This window comes from Achromobacter sp. GQ309, assembly GCF_059759315.1.
On the sequence record NZ_JCAXDP010000011.1, the window covers coordinates 21,861 to 39,489 of the forward strand.

A 17,629-nucleotide genomic window follows, 5' to 3' on the forward strand; every position below is an offset into this window, starting at 1 on the left:
GAATCAGGGGCGGCTTTTTTGTTGCCGGTTACGGGACACCCCCCGGCCGCGCGCCTCGATTGGGTGGTTTTTCTGGATGATCCATCCAGCTTCAGGTGGTTTATCGGGCGCGGGCGCTTGCCTAAGCTCGTAGCTCCATCGACACCTGAAGGAGATTTTCCATGGCGGACCATTCGATCAAAGGCAAGGTCGCGATCATTGCGGGCGGGGCAAAGAATCTGGGCGGGCTGATTGCGCGCGATCTGGCCGAGCAGGGCGCCCGCGCGGTGGCGATCCATTACAACAGCGCGGCGTCGAAGGCCGAGGCCGAGGCGACCGTGGCAGCGGTGCAGGCGGCGGGCGCCAAGGCGGTGGCGTTGCAGGGCGACCTGACGACGGCGGCGGCGGTGGAGAAGCTGTTTGCCGATGCGGTGGCGGCCGTGGGCCGGCCGGATATCGCGATCAATACGGTGGGCAAGGTGCTCAAGAAGCCCTTCACGGAGATCAGCGAAGCCGAGTACGACGAGATGACGGCGGTAAATTCCAAGACGGCGTTTTTCTTTCTGCGCGAGGCGGGCCGGCACGTGAATGACAACGGTAAGGTGTGCACACTGGTGACGTCGCTGCTGGGCGCCTTCACGCCGTTCTATGCGGCCTACGCGGGCACGAAGGCGCCGGTGGAGCATTACACGCGCGCGGCGGCCAAGGAGTTTGGCGCGCGGGGGATTTCGGTGACGGCGGTGGGGCCGGGGCCGATGGATACGCCGTTCTTCTATCCGGCCGAGGGCGATGATGCCGTGGCGTATCACAAGACCGCGGCGGCGCTGTCGCCGTTCAGCAAGACGGGGCTGACGGATATCGAGGACGTGGTGCCGTTCATCCGCCATCTGGTCAGCGACGGCTGGTGGATCACGGGGCAGACCATCCTTATCAACGGCGGCTACACGACCAAGTAGGCGTCAGACCAGGGAGAGCGGCATGCATATGGCGATGGTGATCGGAGGCGGCGCGGTGCTGTTGGGCGTGTTTCTGCTCTTCGGCAAGCTGTGGGGCGGCGATGCGGCGGCGCTGGCGGTGGCAGCCAAGGCGTTCATTCCCGTCTGGCTGGTGGTGGCGCTGGTGAATATGTGGGTGGGCGTGACGCACGCCGGGTACACCGTGCGCGAGGAATTGCCGATTCTGGCGGTCGTGTTTCTGGTGCCGGCGGCGCTGGCTGCCGTGGCGATCTGGCGCAGCGGCTGACACGGCCGGATCGGATCCCGATCAGCCCCCAATTGCGGCTATGCTTTTCATGCATTGCGCGCGCCCCCGGCATCGGGAAGGCGCGCGCTTCCCGTTGCACCGCCCCCCGCATCATCGCCACAGGCCGCTCATGGACCGATTCGACCAGTACCGCGTGTTTGCGCAGGTTGCCGAGATGGGCAGTTTCATCAAGGCGGCGCACGCGCTGGACGCGCCCCGCGCGTCGGTGTCCGCCGCCATCCAGCAACTGGAAACCCAGCTTGGCGTGCGGCTGCTGCATCGCACGACGCGGCAGGTTCGGCTGACGGCGGACGGCGAGCAACTGCTGGAACGGGTGCTGCCGCTGCTGGCCGAGGTCGAAGACATCGACCAACTGTTCCAGGCGAGCGATCGCCAGGTGTCCGGCAAACTCAGCATCGACGTGCCGAGCCGCGTGGCGCGGCGGTTGATCGCGCCCCAATTGCCCGGCTTGCTTCGCCGACACCCGCGCCTGCAGGTTGTTCTCAGTTCAACCGACCGCGCCATCGATCTGGTGCAGGAAGGGGTGGATTGCGCGGTACGCATCGGTACGCTGCACGACAGCAGCCTGGTGGTGCGGCCGCTGGGCAGCATTTCGCTCATCAATTGCGCCAGTCCGGCCTACTTGAGCGAACACGGCGAACCCGCGCGGCCGGAAGATCTGGCGAGCGGGCATTGGGCCGTGGGATATGCGTCGCCCACTACGGGACGGGAGCTGCCCTGGGAGTCGCCGTCAGCCGATGGCGGCGTGCGCCAGGACTCGGTGCGCAGCCGGGTGGTGGTGAACAACGCCGAAAGCTATATCGCCTGCTGCCTTGCCGGGCTGGGTCTGATCCAGATTCCCCGGTTCGACGTGCAGCATCTGCTGGATGCGGGCGAGTTGGTCGAAGTCATGCCCACCGCACGCGCGGCGTCCATGCCGGTGTCGCTGCTGTATCCCCACCGCCGCCAGCGGTCGCGGCGGCTGGCTGTTTTTCATGAGTGGTTCGCGGGCGTGATGGCGCCCTATATCGACGGCTGACCCTCGACGCCCGCATCTCGACGGCCGCATCCGGAAGTCTGATTCAACACCTGCCCCGCAGCGCGCACCGTCCAAAGCAGTGCCGGCATGCGCGCTCGCGGCGCATCGGCCGCACCATGACGGGGCGAGGAATGCACCACCCCCGCGTCGCTCCCAGTACATGAGACATGGCATGGAACTTGCATTGAATGCGTTTGTATACCGACTTGGTGTGCAACGCATTGACCCGGCCGGGCAGTGCGGGCCCTGGAGAGTTCCTTATGAAACGCAGATCCCTGTTGCTGTCCCTTTGCGCCGCCGCCACGCTGCTGGCCGCTCCTGTGTCGCACGCCGACGCGCTGGACGATATCGTCAAAGCGGGCGTCATCAAGATCGCCGTGCCGCAGGACTTTCCGCCGTTTGGGTCGGTGGGCGCGGACATGAAGCCGCTGGGCTATGACATCGACACCGCGCAGCTCATCGCCAAGCAGTTGGGCGTGAAGCTGGAGCTGGTGCCGGTCACCAGCGCGAACCGCGTGCCTTACCTTCAGACGAAGAAGGTGGATCTGGTGATCTCCAGCATGGGCAAGAATGCCGAGCGCGAGAAGGCCATCGATTTTTCCGACGCGTACGCGCCGTTCTTCAACGGCGTGTTCGGACCCGCTGACCTGAAGGTGTCGTCCGCCGCGGATCTGGCCGGCAAGACCATCGGCGTGACGCGCGGCGCGGTGGAAGACATCGAGCTGACCAAGATTGCGCCCGCGTCCGCCACGGTCAAACGTTACGAGGACAACAACGGCACGATCACCGCCTTCCTGTCGGGCCAGGTGCCGATGATCGCAACGGGCAACGTGGTGGCCGCCGCTATCCTGGCGCGCAATCCGCCCAAGAAGCCCGAGACGAAATTCCTGATCAAGAACTCGCCGTGCTACATCGGCCTGAACAAGGACGAGCCGAAGCTGCGCGCCCGCGTGAACGACATTCTGGCGGCCGCCAAGCAGGACGGCTCGTTGTCGGCGATTTCGCAGAAATGGCTGGGCGCCGCACTGCCCAAGGATCTGTAGCCTAAGCGGCGGCTGTCATGGCTTACCAGTACGACTTCGCCTCGGTGTTCGAGTACACGCCGGTGCTGCTCAAAGGCATCGGCGTGACGATCGAACTGATTGCGTTCGGAGCGGTGGCGGGCGTGGCGATCGGCATCGCGTGCGCGTGGGTGCGCACGCAGGGCCCGACGTGGCTGCGCGCGCCGGTCACCGCATATGTCGAGCTGATCCGGAATACACCGTTTCTGATCCAGCTGTTTTTTGTGTTCTTTGGCCTGCCGTCGCTAGGCATCCAGCTTGGGGAAATGCAGGCGGCGTGTTTGGCGATGGCGCTGAATCTGGGCGCCTACAGCACCGAGATCATCCGCGCCGGCATCGACGCCACGCCGCGCGGGCAGTATGAGGCGGGCGCGAGCCTTGCGCTGTCGCGGCTGCAGGTGTTCCGGCACGTCGTGCTGATGCCTGCGCTGATGCGGATCTGGCCGGCGCTGTCGTCGCAGATCGTGATCGTGATGCTGGGGTCGGCGGTGTGCTCGCAGATCGCGGCCGAGGACCTGACGTTTGCGGCGAACTTCATTCAGTCGCGCAACTTCCGGGCGTTCGAGGTGTATCTGGTGACGACCGGCATCTATCTGGCGCTGGCGGTGCTGCTGCGGCAGATCCTGCGCATGACCGGGCGGCGGCTGTTCCGCAAGGCGGCACGATGATCGAATTTTCCACCTGGGACATCGTGCGCAACCTGCTGCTGGCGGCGCGCTGGACGATCATCCTGTCTCTTGCAGCCTTTGCGGGCGGGGCGCTGATGGGCGTGCTGGCGCTGATGATGCGCACGTCGCGCGTGGCCGCGATGCGGCGCATCAGTTGGGCGTACATCGAACTTTTTCAGGGCACGCCGCTGCTGATGCAGCTGTTCCTGGCGTTCTTCGGCCTGTCGCTGATCGGCGTGGAGGTGCCGCCGTGGCTGGCCGCGGGCGCGGCGCTGACGTTGTGGTCGGGCGCGTTTCTGGCCGAGATCTGGCGTGGCTGCGTGGAGGCGATACCGAAGGGACAGTGGGAAGCGTCGGCCAGCCTGGCGCTGGGCTACGTGCAGCAGATGCGCTACGTGGTGCTGCCGCAAGCGCTGCGCATTGCGGTGGCGCCCACCGTCGGCTTTGCGGTGCAGATCGTCAAGAGCACGGCGCTGACGTCCATCATCGGCTTCACGGAACTGTCGAAGGCGGCCACGGTTATCACCAACGCCACCTTCAGTCCCTTCACCGTCTATGCCTGCGCGGCGCTGATCTACTTCGCGCTGTGCTGGCCCCTGTCGCGCCTCAGCCTTCGGCTGGAAAGGAAGTTGCATGCCCCTCATCGCCCTTGAAGACGTCCGCAAGCGGTTCGGCGACAACGAAGTGCTGAAAGGCGTGACGCTGCGCGTCGAGCCCGGCGAGGTCATTGCCATCATCGGCAAGAGCGGCTCGGGCAAGAGCACGCTGCTGCGATGCATCAACGGGCTGGAGCAGATCGACGGCGGCGCGATCATGGTGGCCGATGCGCAGTTGGGCGACGATGAGCTGCGGCTGCGTGCGCTGCGGCTGAAGGTGGGCATGATCTTTCAGCAGTTCAACCTGTTTCCGCACCTGACCGTGGGGCGCAACGTGATGCTGTCGCCCATGGTGGCCAAGCGTGTCCCCGAGCGCGAGGCCGAGGACATGGCCCGCGCGATGCTGACCCGCGTGGGCCTGGCGCACAAGTTCGACGCCTGGCCGGACGAATTGTCGGGCGGGCAGCAGCAGCGCGTGGCGATTGCGCGCGCGCTGGCGATGCAGCCGCTGGCGCTACTGTGCGACGAGATTACGTCGGCGCTGGATCCGGAGCTGGTCAACGAAGTGCTGGCGGTAGTGCGCGAACTGGCGGCCGACGGCATGACGCTGTTAATGGTGACGCATGAGATGCGCTTTGCGCGCGAGGTCTGCGATCGCGTGGTGTTCATGCACCAGGGCCGGGTGCACGAGATCGGCCCGCCCGAACAACTGTTCACTGCGCCGGCCACGGCGGAGTTGCGGCAGTTCCTGGGGATGACGAAGCTGGCGTGAGCCGCAGGTAAAAATGCACCACCTGTCCTGGTGCGCATGCCTCTATCGCGGGTGCGGCGCGGTTCCTATATTGGACTTGTCCGCCGCCGGACTCCGGGTTTCCCCGGCGCGGTTTCACCCCACCTGAAACCTGAGGATCGATGACATGGACAAGGACCGCATCAAGGGCGCCGCCAAGGAAGTGAAGGGCGCGATCAAGGAAACAGCTGGCAAGGTGACGGGCAGCACCCGCACCGAAGCCGAAGGAAAAGTGGAGAAAGCCGAGGGTAAAGTGCAGCGCAATGTGGGCGAAGCGAAGGATCAGGCACGGGACTTGCTGGACAAGTAATTGCGGCTGCCGATCGGCATGACCGCAACGTCCAATGAACGCCCGAAGGAGAAGAAAATGACCCACCGTATTTGGCTTGCACTGATGCTCGCGATTACCGCCGTGACCGCCGGTTGCAACACGATGGAAGGTGCCGGCAAAGACATTGAAAGGGGCGGGGAAAAGATCCAGCAGCAGGCCAAGTAGGCGCTTGCGGGCTGTATCCAAAGGTCGGCGCGTTGACGGCGCGCCGGCCTTTTTTCGTTCCTGCGACCCGCGGCAGGGGAGGACTTGAGGGGTGAACGGTCGATCGTGACCGTGCACCGCGCTAGCTAACCGCCCCCTCAGAAGGACCTATTAGCGCGAGAAGCCGCGCGCCGAGATTTCCCAGATATCCTCGACCACGCCGTCCCGCACCACCACCAGCCCATCATGCAGGTTGAACGTGGGGTCCACGTGTGACGGCACCAGGCGCAGCACCGCGCCCAGGTCGGGCTCCTGCGCCCCCGGCTCCACGCGCACGACGCCGTGCTCATCATTGATGGCGGTATACGTCAGACCCGGTTCGCCGAAGATGGCGGGCGGGCCGCATTCGGCCGTGGTGGATTTGAGCCCCGCGTCCAGGATCACCCGGTCGGGCGCCGGCTTGCTCATGACCGTGGCCAGCACGAACAGGCTGTTTTCAAACGCCAGGGGGCCGTCCCACTCGTTGGCGCCGTAGTCGCCGTCCATGAAGGCGTAGGAGCCGGCCTGCAATTCGGTGTAGACGCCGCTGGCCGCATCGAATTCGGCGCTGCCCGTGCCGCCGCCGGTGATGGTGTCGCAGGCGATGCCGCTCTCGCGCAGCAGTTGCGCGTAGGACGCGGCAATGCGCGCCGCCTGGCGGCAGACCTCGGCGCGCTCCTCGCGCGTGCGGTAATGCTGAACCGACCCGTGATAGGCCTGCAGGCCGGCGAAGTTCACGCCGGGCAGGTCACGCGCCTGCTGCGCCAGCGCCAGCACGAGGGCGTCGTCCGACACCCCGCAGCGGCCCTGGCCGACATCCACTTCCACCAGCACGTCGATCTGCGCGTCCGCCTGCACCATGGCCTGCGAGACCTGCGCCAGGTTGTGCGCGTTGTCGACGCACACGCTGACCTTCGCCACGCGCGCAAGCTGCCCCAGCAGCGCCAGCTTGGCGGGACCGACGACTTCGTTGCTGATGTGGATGTCCTGGATGCCTGCGGCCACAAAAGGCAGGGCTTCGCTGACTTTCTGGCAGCAAATGCCGCGCGCGCCCAGCTCAAGCTGACGCAGGGCGATCTGCGGACACTTGTGCGCCTTGGCGTGCGGCCGCAGCGCGACGTCGTGGCGGTCGGCCCAGGCCTGCATCGCGCGCAGGTTGGCCTCGAAGGGCGTCAGGTCCAGCACGAGGCTGGGCGTATCGACGCTGGCCAAGGGATCGCCCGGTTGCGCGGGCGGGGGCAGCGCAATGCCGCGTATGACTTCCTGGGACATCCTGATGACTCCGTAGTCTGACTGCTTGAGAGGTAACACGCGCATAACCAAAGCGGGACCACCCATAACCAAACGGGCGATTCACCCCCAGGTAAACGATAGCCCCGTAACCATTGGCTACCAGTGGGCGGCATGACAGAATTTCATCATGAAAACGGCCCCCCAGGGGAGGCCCATTTCCGGCGCGGCAACGCTGTCGCGCCGGCGATGACAAGACGACCCACGTCACCCGACAGACCTGTCAACAAGTACCGGAGAAGCTCGCATGAAACTCAAGCACTGGATCACCGCCCTGACCGTCGCGGTCGCCGCTGTCGGCGCCACCAGTTCGGCACAAGCCCAGCAGTTTTTCCGCATCGGCACGGGCGGAACCGCGGGCACGTACTACCCGATCGGCGGCATCATCGGCAACGCGGTGTCGCAACCCGGCAAGCTGATCGCCACGGCGGTTGCCTCCAATGGGTCGGTCGCCAACATCAACGGCATCATGGGCGGCTCGTTTGAAGCCGGCTTCACGCAGTCGGACGTGGCGTTCTGGGCCTATAGCGGCACGGGCACGTTCGAAGGCAAGCCCAAGGCGCAGGACCTGCGCCTGATCTCCACGCTGTATCCGGAAAGCATCCACCTGGTGACGCGCAAGGGTTCCGGCATCAAGGGCGTGGCCGACCTGAAGGGCAAGCGCGTGTCGATGGACGAGCCGGGCTCCGGCACGCTGGTCGACGTGCGCCTGATCCTGGGCGCGTACGGCATGACCGACAAGGACGTGAAGGCCGAATACCTGAAGCCCAACCAGGCGGGCGACAAGCTCAAGGACGGCGGCCTGGACGCGTTCTTCTTTGTGGGCGGCGCGCCTGCCGGCGCCATCGCCGAGCTGGCCTCCACGGGCAACATCGAGCTCGTGTCGCTGGTCGGTCCGGAAATTGATGCACTGCGCGCCAAGCAGGAGTTCTTCACGCCGGATGTCATCACCGCCAACACGTACCAGAACATTCCCGAGGTCAAGACGATTTCGGTGAACGCGCAGATGGTGACGTCGGCCAAGATCCCCGAGCAGACCGTGTATGAAGTGACCAAGGCGCTGTACAGCGACGCCACGCGCAAGACGCTGGACGCCGGCCACGCCAAGGGCAAGCTGATCACGCGCGAGAACGCGACGAAGGGCGCGGGCATCCCGTTCCATCCCGGTGCCGAGAAGTTCTACAAAGAAATCGGTTTGATCAAGTAACTCGACCCCGACGCGTCTGCGGCGCCTATTGTTGGCGCCAAATCTGAGCAGGGCCGCCGTTGTGCGGCCCTGCTTGTTGAATCATCTTGAGAATCACCGCGATGGAAATCGATCACGAGAAAACCCAGAAGCTGGCGGAAAAGTACGATTCGGAAATCCGCTTCCGGCCGCTGGACAAGACTGCCACGTGGATCGTCTCGGGCCTGCTGGTCAGCCTCTCGATCTTTCATTACTACACCGCCGGCTTCGGCCTGCTGCGCGAGGCGACGCACCGCGGCGTGCACTTGGCCTTTGTGCTGAGCCTGATCTTCCTGGTCTTCGGCTTTTCCAAGTCGCATTACCAGCGCGAACCCAAGTCGACCTGGTATGCGCCGGGCGGCATTCCGCTTTACGACTGGATCATCGCGATCGCGCTGGCGCTGTCTGTGCTGTACATCCCGTACATTTTCGAGGATCTGGCGTTCCGCGTGGGCAATCCGCTGCCGCAGGACGTGCTGATGGGCTCGATCCTGCTGATCGGCCTCTTGGAAGCCACGCGGCGCGCAATGGGCTGGCCGCTGCCGATCATCGCGATCGTGTTCATGGCATACGCGATGTTCGGGCCGTACTTCCCCGGTCTGCTCAAGCACGCGGGCAATACGTGGTCGCAGGTCGTCAACCATATGTATCTGACCAGCCAGGGCGTGTACGGCGTGGCAGTGGGCGTGGTGGCGACCTACGTGTTCCACTTTGTGCTGTTCGGCGTGCTGGCCACCCGCATCGGGCTGGGACAGTTGTTCCTGGATGTGGCCTCGACCGTGGCGGGGCGCTATGCGGGCGGGCCGGCCAAGGTATCGGTGTTCGGCTCGGCGATGTTCGGCATGATCTCGGGGTCGTCGGTGGCGAACGCCGTGACGGTGGGGTCGCTGACCATTCCGGCGATGATCCGCGTGGGCTATCCGCGGCACTTCGCCGCGGGCGTGGAAGCCGCCAGCAGCACGGGCGGGCAGATCACGCCACCCATCATGGGCGCGGCCGCGTTTCTGATGATCGAGTTCCTGGGCATTCCGTACCAGCAGATCGCGATCGCGGGCATTTTTCCGGCGTTCCTGTACTTCTTCGGAATGTTCATGCAGGTGCACTTCGAAGCCAAGCGCGAAGGCCTGCGCGGGCTGACCGCCGAGGAAATGCCCAAGCTCAAACAGTCGTTCAAGATGCGCTGGCCGACGCTGATCCCGCTGGCGATGCTGATCGGCATGCTGGCCAGCGGCCGCACGCCGTATCTGGCAGCCTTCGCGGGCATCACGGGCTGCATCGTGGTCGGCATCCTCAATCCGTACACGCGGCTGCGGTTGCGCGACCTATACGAAGCCTTCGAAACCGGCGCGAAGTACGCGCTGGCTGTCGGCGCAGCGGCCGGCACGGTGGGCATTGTGATCGGCGTGGTGACGCTGACGGGTGTGGGCTTCAAGATCTCGTACATCGTGATCGCCGCCTCGCAGGCGCTGGCGGCAGGCGCGGCGTTCTTCCTGCCCGAGGCGTTGACGGACATGCAGTCGCTGACGCTGATCGCGGCGCTGGTAATGACCGGCATCGTCTGCATCCTGATGGGCTGCGGCGTGCCCACGACCGCCAACTACCTCATCATGGTGGCCGTCGCGGCGCCCACACTCGTGCAGTTGGGCGTGCAGCCCATTGCGGCCCACTTCTTCGTGTTCTATTTCGGCATCCTGGCGGACATCACGCCCCCGGTGGCGCTGGCCGCGTACGCGGCGGCGGGCATGGCGGGCAGCGATCCCTTCAAGACCGGGAACACGGCGTTCCGGCTGGGCATCACCAAGCTGATCGTGCCGTTTGTCTTCGTGTTCTCGCCGTCGCTGCTGATTTCGGTGCAGGGCTTCACTTGGTACGAGTTCTTCGTGACCCTGCTTGGCTGCATGGTCGGCCTGGTGTTGCTGTCGGCGGCCTTGTCGCGTTTCATGCTGGTCGGCATGAAGAGCTGGGAGCGGTGGCTGTGCACCATTGGCGCGCTGCTGACCATCATTCCGGGCCTGACCAGCGGCATCATCGGGTTGGTGATCTGCATCCCCGTTTTCATTCGCCAGCTGGCGGGCCTGAAACTGGAGAACGCGCCCAAGGTGGCGTAACGCAGGACGCGCAGATCAAAAAAGGGGCGGACCCACGCGGCACCGCCCCTTTTTTGCTGAATCAGCCATTTTGTCAGCATTTGGGTGCAAAATGGGCGCCCTTGCGTGCAAGGTGACGTAGTACAACATCCGCCTTTTCCCCGGTTGCCCGGCAAAATAAATCGGCGTAAAGTAAAATTCATGTTTGCTGGTCTGCCGATATGCGGGCCGACTGTGCAAACAGGCACAAACTGCGCCATATGTTCGATATCCTGGTCTATCTGTTCGAGAATTACTACACGCCTCAGGCCTGTCCTGCTGCCGATGTGCTCGCCAAGCGGCTTGCCGCTGCCGGTTTCGAGCACGAGGACATCGACGACGCGCTCGGTTGGCTGTATGGCCTTGCCGAGACCACCGAACGGTGCGTTGACCTGGCCCAGGCGCCCACGTCCGGAACCCGGATCTACACCGACAACGAATACCAACAGCTCGGCACCGAGTCCATCGGCTTCATCGCCTTCCTGGAATCGGCCGGCGTGCTGCCCGCGCCCCTGCGCGAGATCGTCATCGACCGAGGCCTGGCCTCGCCGGAAACGCCCGTGCCGCTCTCCAAGATCAAGATCATCGCCCTCATGGTTCTCTGGAGCCAGGAAGCCGAGATCGACAATCTGGTCCTCGAAGAGCTGCTCGACGAAGAAGGCGGGCGCCTGCTGCATTGAGCACGCGTTCACGCGCCGCACTTTCCAACCCCTCAGCCCGCGCACTTGTGCGGGCTGAAGTCTTGTCCACGTCCCCTTGAATTACGTTGGCCGCTTCGCACCCAGCCCCAGCGGACCGCTGCATGCGGGCTCGCTGGCGACCGCGCTGGCAAGCTGGCTGGACGCGCGCGCGCAACGTGGGCGCTGGCTGCTGCGCATTGAAGACGTGGACACGCCCCGCACGGTGCCGGGCGCCGCGGACGTCATCATGGGGCAGTTGCAGGCGCTGGGGCTTGTCTGGGACGGCGAGATCGTCTGGCAGTCTCAACGCAACGACGCCTACCAGGCGGCGTTTGATGCACTTGCCGCGCGGGGTCTGATCTATGGCTGCGGATGCACACGGCGCGAGATCGCCGATTCGGCGCTGCGCGGCCAGACAGCACCGGGCGCCGACGGCGAAAGACCGTATCCCGGCACCTGCCGTCACGGACTGCCGGCGGGACGCGAGGCCCGCGCTTGGCGGTTGCGCGTGCCTGAAGGGCTGGAGCGCTTCGAGGATCGCTGGCTCGGCGCGCAGGAGCAAGACGTGGCGCAGGCAGTCGGGGATTTTGCGCTGCGGCGGGCCGACGGGCTGTGGGCGTATCAATTAGCCGTGGTGGTGGACGATGCCGCGCAGGGTGTGACTGACGTGGTGCGCGGCGCCGATCTGCTCAGCTCCACGGCGCGCCAGCGCGTGCTGGGGCGCTTGTTGGGCTTGCCGCCACTGCGCTACATGCACGTGCCGTTGATTCTGGATCCCGCCAGCGGTTTGAAACTTTCGAAGCAGAATGGGGCGCCGGCGATCGACACGCGCTCGCCGCTGCCGGCCTTGCAGGCCGCGTGGGCGGCATTGGGATTTACGCCGCTGCCCGCTACGGATGTCGCGTCGTTCCTGCAGGACGCCACCGCGCGCTGGGCCGAGCGGTTTCCGGGCTGACCGGCGGCTCTGCGCGACTGATTGCATCCGCGCGAATCCGGGTCAGACCGGCGTCCACCGGAAACGCCCGGCATACTTAACGCTGCCTCCGTTCACAACGGCTGCAGATCCGCCCCCAGCATCCGCACCAACAACGCTTCGCCGTCGTCGGCCACGCGCAGCTCGCCAAAACGCGCGACTTCATACCGCGCCGCTTCGCCTTCCGGGAAGAACCACGCGTTGGTCACGATGCGCACGCCATTGCCGCGCACGCGATAGCGCAGCGGCACTTCGGTTTCGGCGTGCGGGTGAACATCGGGCTGGATGCGCACGGGCTGCGCTACGCCGCGCGCGTCCGGTGTCAGCATCACGTAGCCGTCGGGCTCGTACCCCATGACGCCGTCCACGTCGGTACGGTCCCCGCCCAGCCGCAAGCGCGTCACTTCGCGCCCGGCCGCGAAATTCAGGGCCATGTAGTCGCCCTGCATGAGCGAGCGCGGATCGACCGGGGCAAGCTCAAGAATGACCACCTTGCCCGACGCCAGCAGCTTTTCGCGCTCCCAGATGCCAAAGTTGGCCGCCGCCAGCACCAGCGCCAGACCGCCCAGAATGGCCGCGGTGCGCCAGCGCAGAGCTGGGGACACCGGCGGCATCGGGCGTGCCTGCACGGGCGCCTGCGTGCGCATCAGGCGCGGCACCAGCCACACCGCGGCGCGCAGGACGAACAGCAGGAGCGCCGCGCCACTCAGCCACAGTGCTTTTTGCAGCAGCGGCAGTTCCAACTGGTAGTAATAGACACCCAGATACGCCAGCAGGCTGGCCGCGCCGAAGATCATGACGCGCGACTGGTTCAGGCCGAACCCCAGCAACAGCCACGTCAGGGCGAATCCGACGCCCGGACTGGGCAGCCAGAACAGCGCCAGCAGCAGCAGACCGATCGGCACGCCCCAGGTGACGCCGGCGGTCAGCAGGCGGCGGCGCGGCCACAGGACGGCCAGCGCCGCAGCCATGGGCAGCAGCGCGCCCGCCACGATCAGGATGGCGGTTCGCGGCGCCAACTGCCAGATGGCGGGCAATTCAATAACCGAAATGCCGCTCGCCAGCCAGACCATGCCCTGCACGGACAGCAGGAAGGCCCACGCCAGCGGCTGCAGCGCATGGCCGCGCCGCGCGCCCACGCGGTGGCTGACGGTCAGGATGACGGCCGTGGCCCACGCGCCGATCACGCCGATGGGCAGCCACAGGAAGGTGGCCCGGGTCGCGTCGAAGCGGATCCACGCGTCCATCAGGTCTTCCTGCATGAGGTCGGGCGACAGGCCGCGCCAGATCAGGGCGGCGCTGGCCAGGGCGATCAGGAGACCGCTCAGGAATCGCAGGATCACGTCGGGACCCAGCGCATACACGGCAGCCGCCATCAGCAGCACGAAGAAGCTGGCGCTGGCGAACGAGGTCGAGCTGGACAGCCCGAAGATGATGAGGATCTGCCCCGTGAAGGCCATGGCCGTGCCGCATTGCCGCCAGAACGGACCGGCATCGCTGCGCAGCACCGCCACACCCGCGGCGCACAGCACCAGCCCGGCGACCAGCGCGCCGCCTTCGGTGGTGATCAGATTGGAAAACGCCACGAACAGCAGCAGAAGCAGGGTGGCCAACCAGGCGGACAGGCCCAGCAGACACTGCACGTACCAGGGCGGCTCGGCGCGCGGCACGGCGGCGGGGGCCAGCTGGGCGACGGGCGCGCCGGAGTCGGCGGGGTCCACGGCGTTGCCGGCCGACGCGCCGGCGGGTTCGGCGTCCGCGGCGGGCACGGGGACCGGCGCTTCGTTGCTGAGGCCACGCAGCCAGCGGGCGGCGACGACGGCCTCGGCCATGAGCAAGGCGGCCAGCGGCAGCGCCGCCCACACGCCGGGCTCCAGCCGCCACAGCCATTCGCCGACGACGCGCAGCGACACGCAGATGACGCCGGCGGCCAGCATGGCCAGGATGACAAGATCGCGCCGGCCGCGCTGATAGTAAAGACCCAGGCCCAGCGTGACGACGACCCACGCAATGCCGTTGTAGGTGCCCAGCCCGCCGACGATGGAGTCGCCGAACATCAGGGCCAGGACCAGCACGCTGATCGCGATGGCGGCAAGAATGCGTGGTCCGAAGACGGTGCTGGCGCGCCAGCGGCGCGCGGCCATTTCCCAGCCAAAGAGCATAAGAAGGTTCAGGACGGCCATGAGCAGACTGGGCAGACCTGGACCGCCAAAGATCATCATCCAGGTGAAGACGCGTTCACCCAGCCACAGCGCGGCCGCAAGATTGAGCACCAACGCCCACAGCAGCCACACCGCCTGACTGCCCGCGGCAAGCGCCCACGGCAGCAGCAGCACTGCCCACCACGCGAACAGTTCCCAGGTATCGGCACCCGTCTGATATGTTTGGCCCAGCAGCGCGAGCAGCGCGCCGAGCAGAATGCCGGCCAGTGCAAGCAGCGCGCCGGGGATGCTGCGCCGCACGCCGGGCCGGGCGCGCAAGCGCAATCCGCACCACGCGGCGGCCAGCGCGCACACGGCCAGAAGACCCTGCACGCCGGCAAAGCGCTGCATTTTTGTCATGTCTTGCCAGTTGGCGGCAACCCAGCAAACGGCAGCGCTGCCCAGCAGCAAAACCCCTAGCCACAAGGTGCTTCGCGACAAAAATTGACGCCAAGCGTGCAGTTCGGATCCCGCTTTGCTTTCAGTGCCGACTTGCATCTGGCGAATCTCCGATCTTATTATCCGCGCTGATACGGCGGGACTACCGCCACTGGATACACATGAATAAAACGCTGATTATTGCCGAGAAGCCCTCGGTGGCCCTTGATATATCACGCGCCTTGGGAGGCTTTGCGCGCGAGGGCGACTATTTTGAAAGCGAACGTTACGTCCTCGCTTCCAGCATCGGCCATTTGCTCAGCTTGGTCGCGCCCAACGATCCGGTCAAGGGAAAGTGGAGCTTCACGCACCTGCCCGTGATTCCGCCTGCCTTCGAATTGGGCCCGACCGACAAGAAGTCCGCCGAACGCCTTAAGCTGCTTGTCCGCCTGGCCAAGCGCAAGGACGTGGACGCCATCATCAACGCCTGTGACGCGGGACGTGAAGGCGAACTGATCTTCCGCTACATCGTTCAATATGCGGGCGTGAAGAAGCCGATTCAGCGCCTGTGGCTGCAGTCGATGACCCAGGCCGCCATCCGCGAGGCCTTCGCCAACCTGCGCGACGATACGCAGATGAAGCCGCTGGAAGCCGCCGCGCGCTCACGCGCCGAAGCCGACTGGCTGGTTGGCATCAACGGCACGCGCGCCATGACCGCCTTCAACAGCAAGGACGGCGGTTTCTTCAAGACGCCGGTCGGACGGGTGCAGACGCCCACGCTGGCCATCGTGGCCGAACGCGAAGAACGTATCCGCCGCTTCGTGCCGCGCGACTACTGGGAAGTGCGCGCCACCTTCGTCGCAGCCGCGGGCCTGTACGAAGGCCGCTGGATCGACCCGCAGTTCAAGAAAGACGAAAAAGATCCCGAAAAGCGCGAATCGCGCCTGTGGTCGGCCGCCGCCGCGCAAAGCGTGGTCGCCGCCTGCCGCGAGAAGCCGGGCAGCGTGACCGAAGAATCCAAGCCGTCCAGCCAGATGTCGCCGGCCCTGTACGACCTGACGTCGCTGCAGCGCGAGGCCAACGGCCGCTTCGGCTTCTCGGCCAAGACCACGCTGGCGCTGGCGCAGACGCTGTACGAACGCCACAAGGCGCTGACCTATCCGCGTACCGATTCGCGCTACCTGCCCGAGGACTACATCAGCACGGTGCAGGAAACCATGCGCGCGCTGGCCAAGGGCGGTTCCAACGCCGTGGGCGGCCTGGCGCGCCATGCCGACACCGTCGTCAGCCATCAGTGGGTCAAGCCGAACCGCCGCATCTTCGACAACAAGAAGGTGTCGGATCACTTTGCCATCATCCCCACGCTGCAGATTCCGCACGATCTGAGCGAAGCCGAAGCCAAGCTCTACGACCTGGTGCTCAAGCGCTTCCTGGCGGTGTTCTTCCCCGCCGCGGAGTACCGCGTCACGACGCGCCTGACCGAAGTGCAGGGCCACCGCTTCCGCACGGACGGCAAGGTGCTGGTCAATCCGGGCTGGCTGACCGTCTACGGCAAGGAAGCCCAGGGCGAGGACGCCAATCTGGTGCCTGTGGCGGACGGCGAGACCGTGCGCACGGAAGACATCGAAGCCGTCGGCCTGTCGACCAAGCCGCCCGCGCGCTTTAACGAAGGCACGCTGCTGTCGGCCATGGAAGGCGCGGGCAAGCTGGTGGACGACGAGGAACTGCGCGAGGCCATGTCCGAGCGCGGCCTGGGCACCCCGGCCACGCGCGCGGCCATCATCGAAGGCCTGCTCAACGAAAGCTACCTGCGCCGTGAAGGCCGCGACCTGGTGCCCACCGCCAAGGCGCGCCAGCTCATGACGCTGCTGTCGGGCCTGGACGTGGCCGAACTGACCTCGCCCGAACTCACCGGCGAATGGGAGCACAAGCTCAAGCAGATCGAGCAGGGCGGTCTGGGCCGCGAGGCCTTCATGCGCGAGATCGCGCAGATGACGCAGGTCATCGTCAAGCGCGCCAAGGAATACGAGCGCGACACGGTGCCGGGCGACTACGCCACGCTGACCACGCCGTGCCCCAAATGCGGCGCGGTGGTCAAGGAAAACTACCGCCGCTACGCCTGCACGGCCTGCGACTTTTCCATCGGCAAGCACCCGGGCGGCCGCACGTTCGAATTGCCGGAGGTCGAGGAACTGCTGGCCAAGCGCGAAATCGGTCCGCTGCAAGGCTTCATCAGCAAGATGGGCCGGCCGTTTGCCGCCATCCTGCGCATCAGCGATGAGTACAAGCTGGAATTCGACTTCGGCCAGAACGACGAGGACGACAACGAAGCGGTGGACTTCTCCGGCCACACGCCGGTGGGGCCATGCCCGAAATGCCAGTCGCGCGTGTTCGAGCACGGCATGAGCTACGTCTGCGAAAAGTCCGTCGGCCCCGAGAAGTCGTGCGATTTCCGGTCGGGCAAGGTCATCCTGCAGCAGGAGATCTCGCGCGAGCAGATGGAAAAGCTGCTGACCAACGGCCGCACCGATCTGCTCGATGGCTTTGTCTCCAGCCGCACGAACCGCAAGTTCAAGGCGTTCCTGGTGCGTCAGCCGGACGGCAAGGTCGGGTTCGAGTTTGAGCCGCGCCCCGAGAAGCCGGGCCGCGCGCGTGCGCCGGCCAAGACAGCGACGAAGACCGCCACCAAGACGGCGGCCAAGACGGCTGCGAAGAAGGCGCCCGCCAAGAAGGCAGCGACCAAAACCGCAACCAAAACGGCAACCAAAACCGCCGCCAAGAAGGCCGTGAAAAAGGCTGCACCCAAGAAGACCGCGGCGTAATCCGCGCCGCGCCGCACGACCGAACGCCCGGGAAACCGGGCGTTT

Annotated in this window: 16 protein-coding genes; 14 read left to right on the forward strand and 2 right to left on the reverse strand. The window is 65.7% G+C overall.

The window, feature by feature from the left end:
- The first annotated feature begins 161 nt into the window (after positions 1 to 161).
- The 9 genes from AC6CIE_RS26285 to AC6CIE_RS26325 all read left to right on the forward strand — a co-directional run bounded on the left by AC6CIE_RS26285 (position 162) and on the right by AC6CIE_RS26325 (position 5,871).
- Positions 162 to 935: an SDR family oxidoreductase gene (locus tag AC6CIE_RS26285; protein WP_105236850.1), complete on the forward strand. Its 774-nt coding sequence runs from the start codon at positions 162 to 164 to the stop codon at positions 933 to 935.
- Positions 936 to 957: 22 nt separating this feature from the next.
- On the forward strand, positions 958 to 1,221 hold the full coding sequence (locus AC6CIE_RS26290) for a hypothetical protein (protein ID WP_175136998.1): 264 nt from the start codon (positions 958 to 960) through the stop codon (positions 1,219 to 1,221).
- A gap of 130 nt (positions 1,222 to 1,351) precedes the next feature.
- On the forward strand, positions 1,352 to 2,260 hold the full coding sequence (locus tag AC6CIE_RS26295; RefSeq protein ID WP_498094695.1) for a LysR family transcriptional regulator: 909 nt from the start codon (positions 1,352 to 1,354) through the stop codon (positions 2,258 to 2,260).
- A 260-nt stretch (positions 2,261 to 2,520) separates the two neighbouring features.
- On the forward strand, positions 2,521 to 3,303 hold the full coding sequence (locus AC6CIE_RS26300) for a transporter substrate-binding domain-containing protein (protein ID WP_498094697.1): 783 nt from the start codon (positions 2,521 to 2,523) through the stop codon (positions 3,301 to 3,303).
- A gap of 17 nt (positions 3,304 to 3,320) precedes the next feature.
- A complete protein-coding gene (locus tag AC6CIE_RS26305) occupies positions 3,321 to 3,989 on the forward strand; it encodes an amino acid ABC transporter permease (protein ID WP_105236846.1) in 669 nt (222 codons plus the stop codon).
- Positions 3,986 to 4,642: an amino acid ABC transporter permease gene (locus AC6CIE_RS26310; protein WP_218342426.1), complete on the forward strand. Its 657-nt coding sequence runs from the start codon at positions 3,986 to 3,988 to the stop codon at positions 4,640 to 4,642. Before AC6CIE_RS26305 ends, AC6CIE_RS26310 begins: the two co-directional genes overlap by 4 nt.
- Positions 4,623 to 5,357, forward strand: a complete 735-nt coding sequence (locus AC6CIE_RS26315; RefSeq protein WP_498094699.1) for an amino acid ABC transporter ATP-binding protein — start codon at positions 4,623 to 4,625, stop codon at positions 5,355 to 5,357. Before AC6CIE_RS26310 ends, AC6CIE_RS26315 begins: the two co-directional genes overlap by 20 nt.
- 145 nt (positions 5,358 to 5,502) lie before the next feature.
- Complete coding sequence (locus AC6CIE_RS26320; RefSeq protein ID WP_076518134.1) at positions 5,503 to 5,685, forward strand: CsbD family protein; 183 nt, start codon at positions 5,503 to 5,505, stop codon at positions 5,683 to 5,685.
- A 57-nt stretch (positions 5,686 to 5,742) separates the two neighbouring features.
- Positions 5,743 to 5,871 carry an entericidin A/B family lipoprotein gene (locus AC6CIE_RS26325; RefSeq protein ID WP_056327784.1) on the forward strand — a complete coding sequence of 43 codons (129 nt, stop codon included), beginning with the start codon at positions 5,743 to 5,745 and terminating at the stop codon, positions 5,869 to 5,871.
- Positions 5,872 to 6,021: 150 nt separating this feature from the next.
- Here AC6CIE_RS26325 and AC6CIE_RS26330 read toward each other — a convergent pair whose 3' ends face one another.
- Entirely contained in the window at positions 6,022 to 7,161 is a 1,140-nt protein-coding gene (locus AC6CIE_RS26330; protein WP_498094700.1) for a DSD1 family PLP-dependent enzyme, read from the reverse strand.
- 265 nt (positions 7,162 to 7,426) lie between these two features.
- Here AC6CIE_RS26330 and AC6CIE_RS26335 point away from each other — a divergent pair, with 265 nt between their 5' ends.
- From AC6CIE_RS26335 to gluQRS, 4 genes are all read left to right on the forward strand, one after another.
- Positions 7,427 to 8,386, forward strand: a complete 960-nt coding sequence (locus tag AC6CIE_RS26335) for a TAXI family TRAP transporter solute-binding subunit (RefSeq protein WP_175185511.1) — start codon at positions 7,427 to 7,429, stop codon at positions 8,384 to 8,386.
- 101 nt (positions 8,387 to 8,487) lie between these two features.
- Positions 8,488 to 10,512: a TRAP transporter permease gene (locus AC6CIE_RS26340; protein ID WP_498094702.1), complete on the forward strand. Its 2,025-nt coding sequence runs from the start codon at positions 8,488 to 8,490 to the stop codon at positions 10,510 to 10,512.
- Positions 10,513 to 10,751: 239 nt separating this feature from the next.
- On the forward strand, positions 10,752 to 11,210 hold the full coding sequence (locus AC6CIE_RS26345) for a Smg family protein (protein WP_056565848.1): 459 nt from the start codon (positions 10,752 to 10,754) through the stop codon (positions 11,208 to 11,210).
- Positions 11,211 to 11,286: 76 nt separating this feature from the next.
- A complete protein-coding gene (gene gluQRS / locus AC6CIE_RS26350; RefSeq protein ID WP_498094704.1) occupies positions 11,287 to 12,165 on the forward strand; it encodes a tRNA glutamyl-Q(34) synthetase GluQRS in 879 nt (292 codons plus the stop codon).
- A gap of 92 nt (positions 12,166 to 12,257) precedes the next feature.
- Here the strand turns inward: gluQRS and AC6CIE_RS26355 are convergent, their stop codons facing one another.
- Entirely contained in the window at positions 12,258 to 14,882 is a 2,625-nt protein-coding gene (locus AC6CIE_RS26355; RefSeq protein WP_498094706.1) for a GDYXXLXY domain-containing protein, read from the reverse strand.
- Positions 14,883 to 14,944: 62 nt separating this feature from the next.
- Here AC6CIE_RS26355 and AC6CIE_RS26360 point away from each other — a divergent pair, with 62 nt between their 5' ends.
- Complete coding sequence (locus AC6CIE_RS26360) at positions 14,945 to 17,584, forward strand: DNA topoisomerase III (protein WP_498094708.1); 2,640 nt, start codon at positions 14,945 to 14,947, stop codon at positions 17,582 to 17,584.
- Positions 17,585 to 17,629 lie beyond the last annotated feature (45 nt).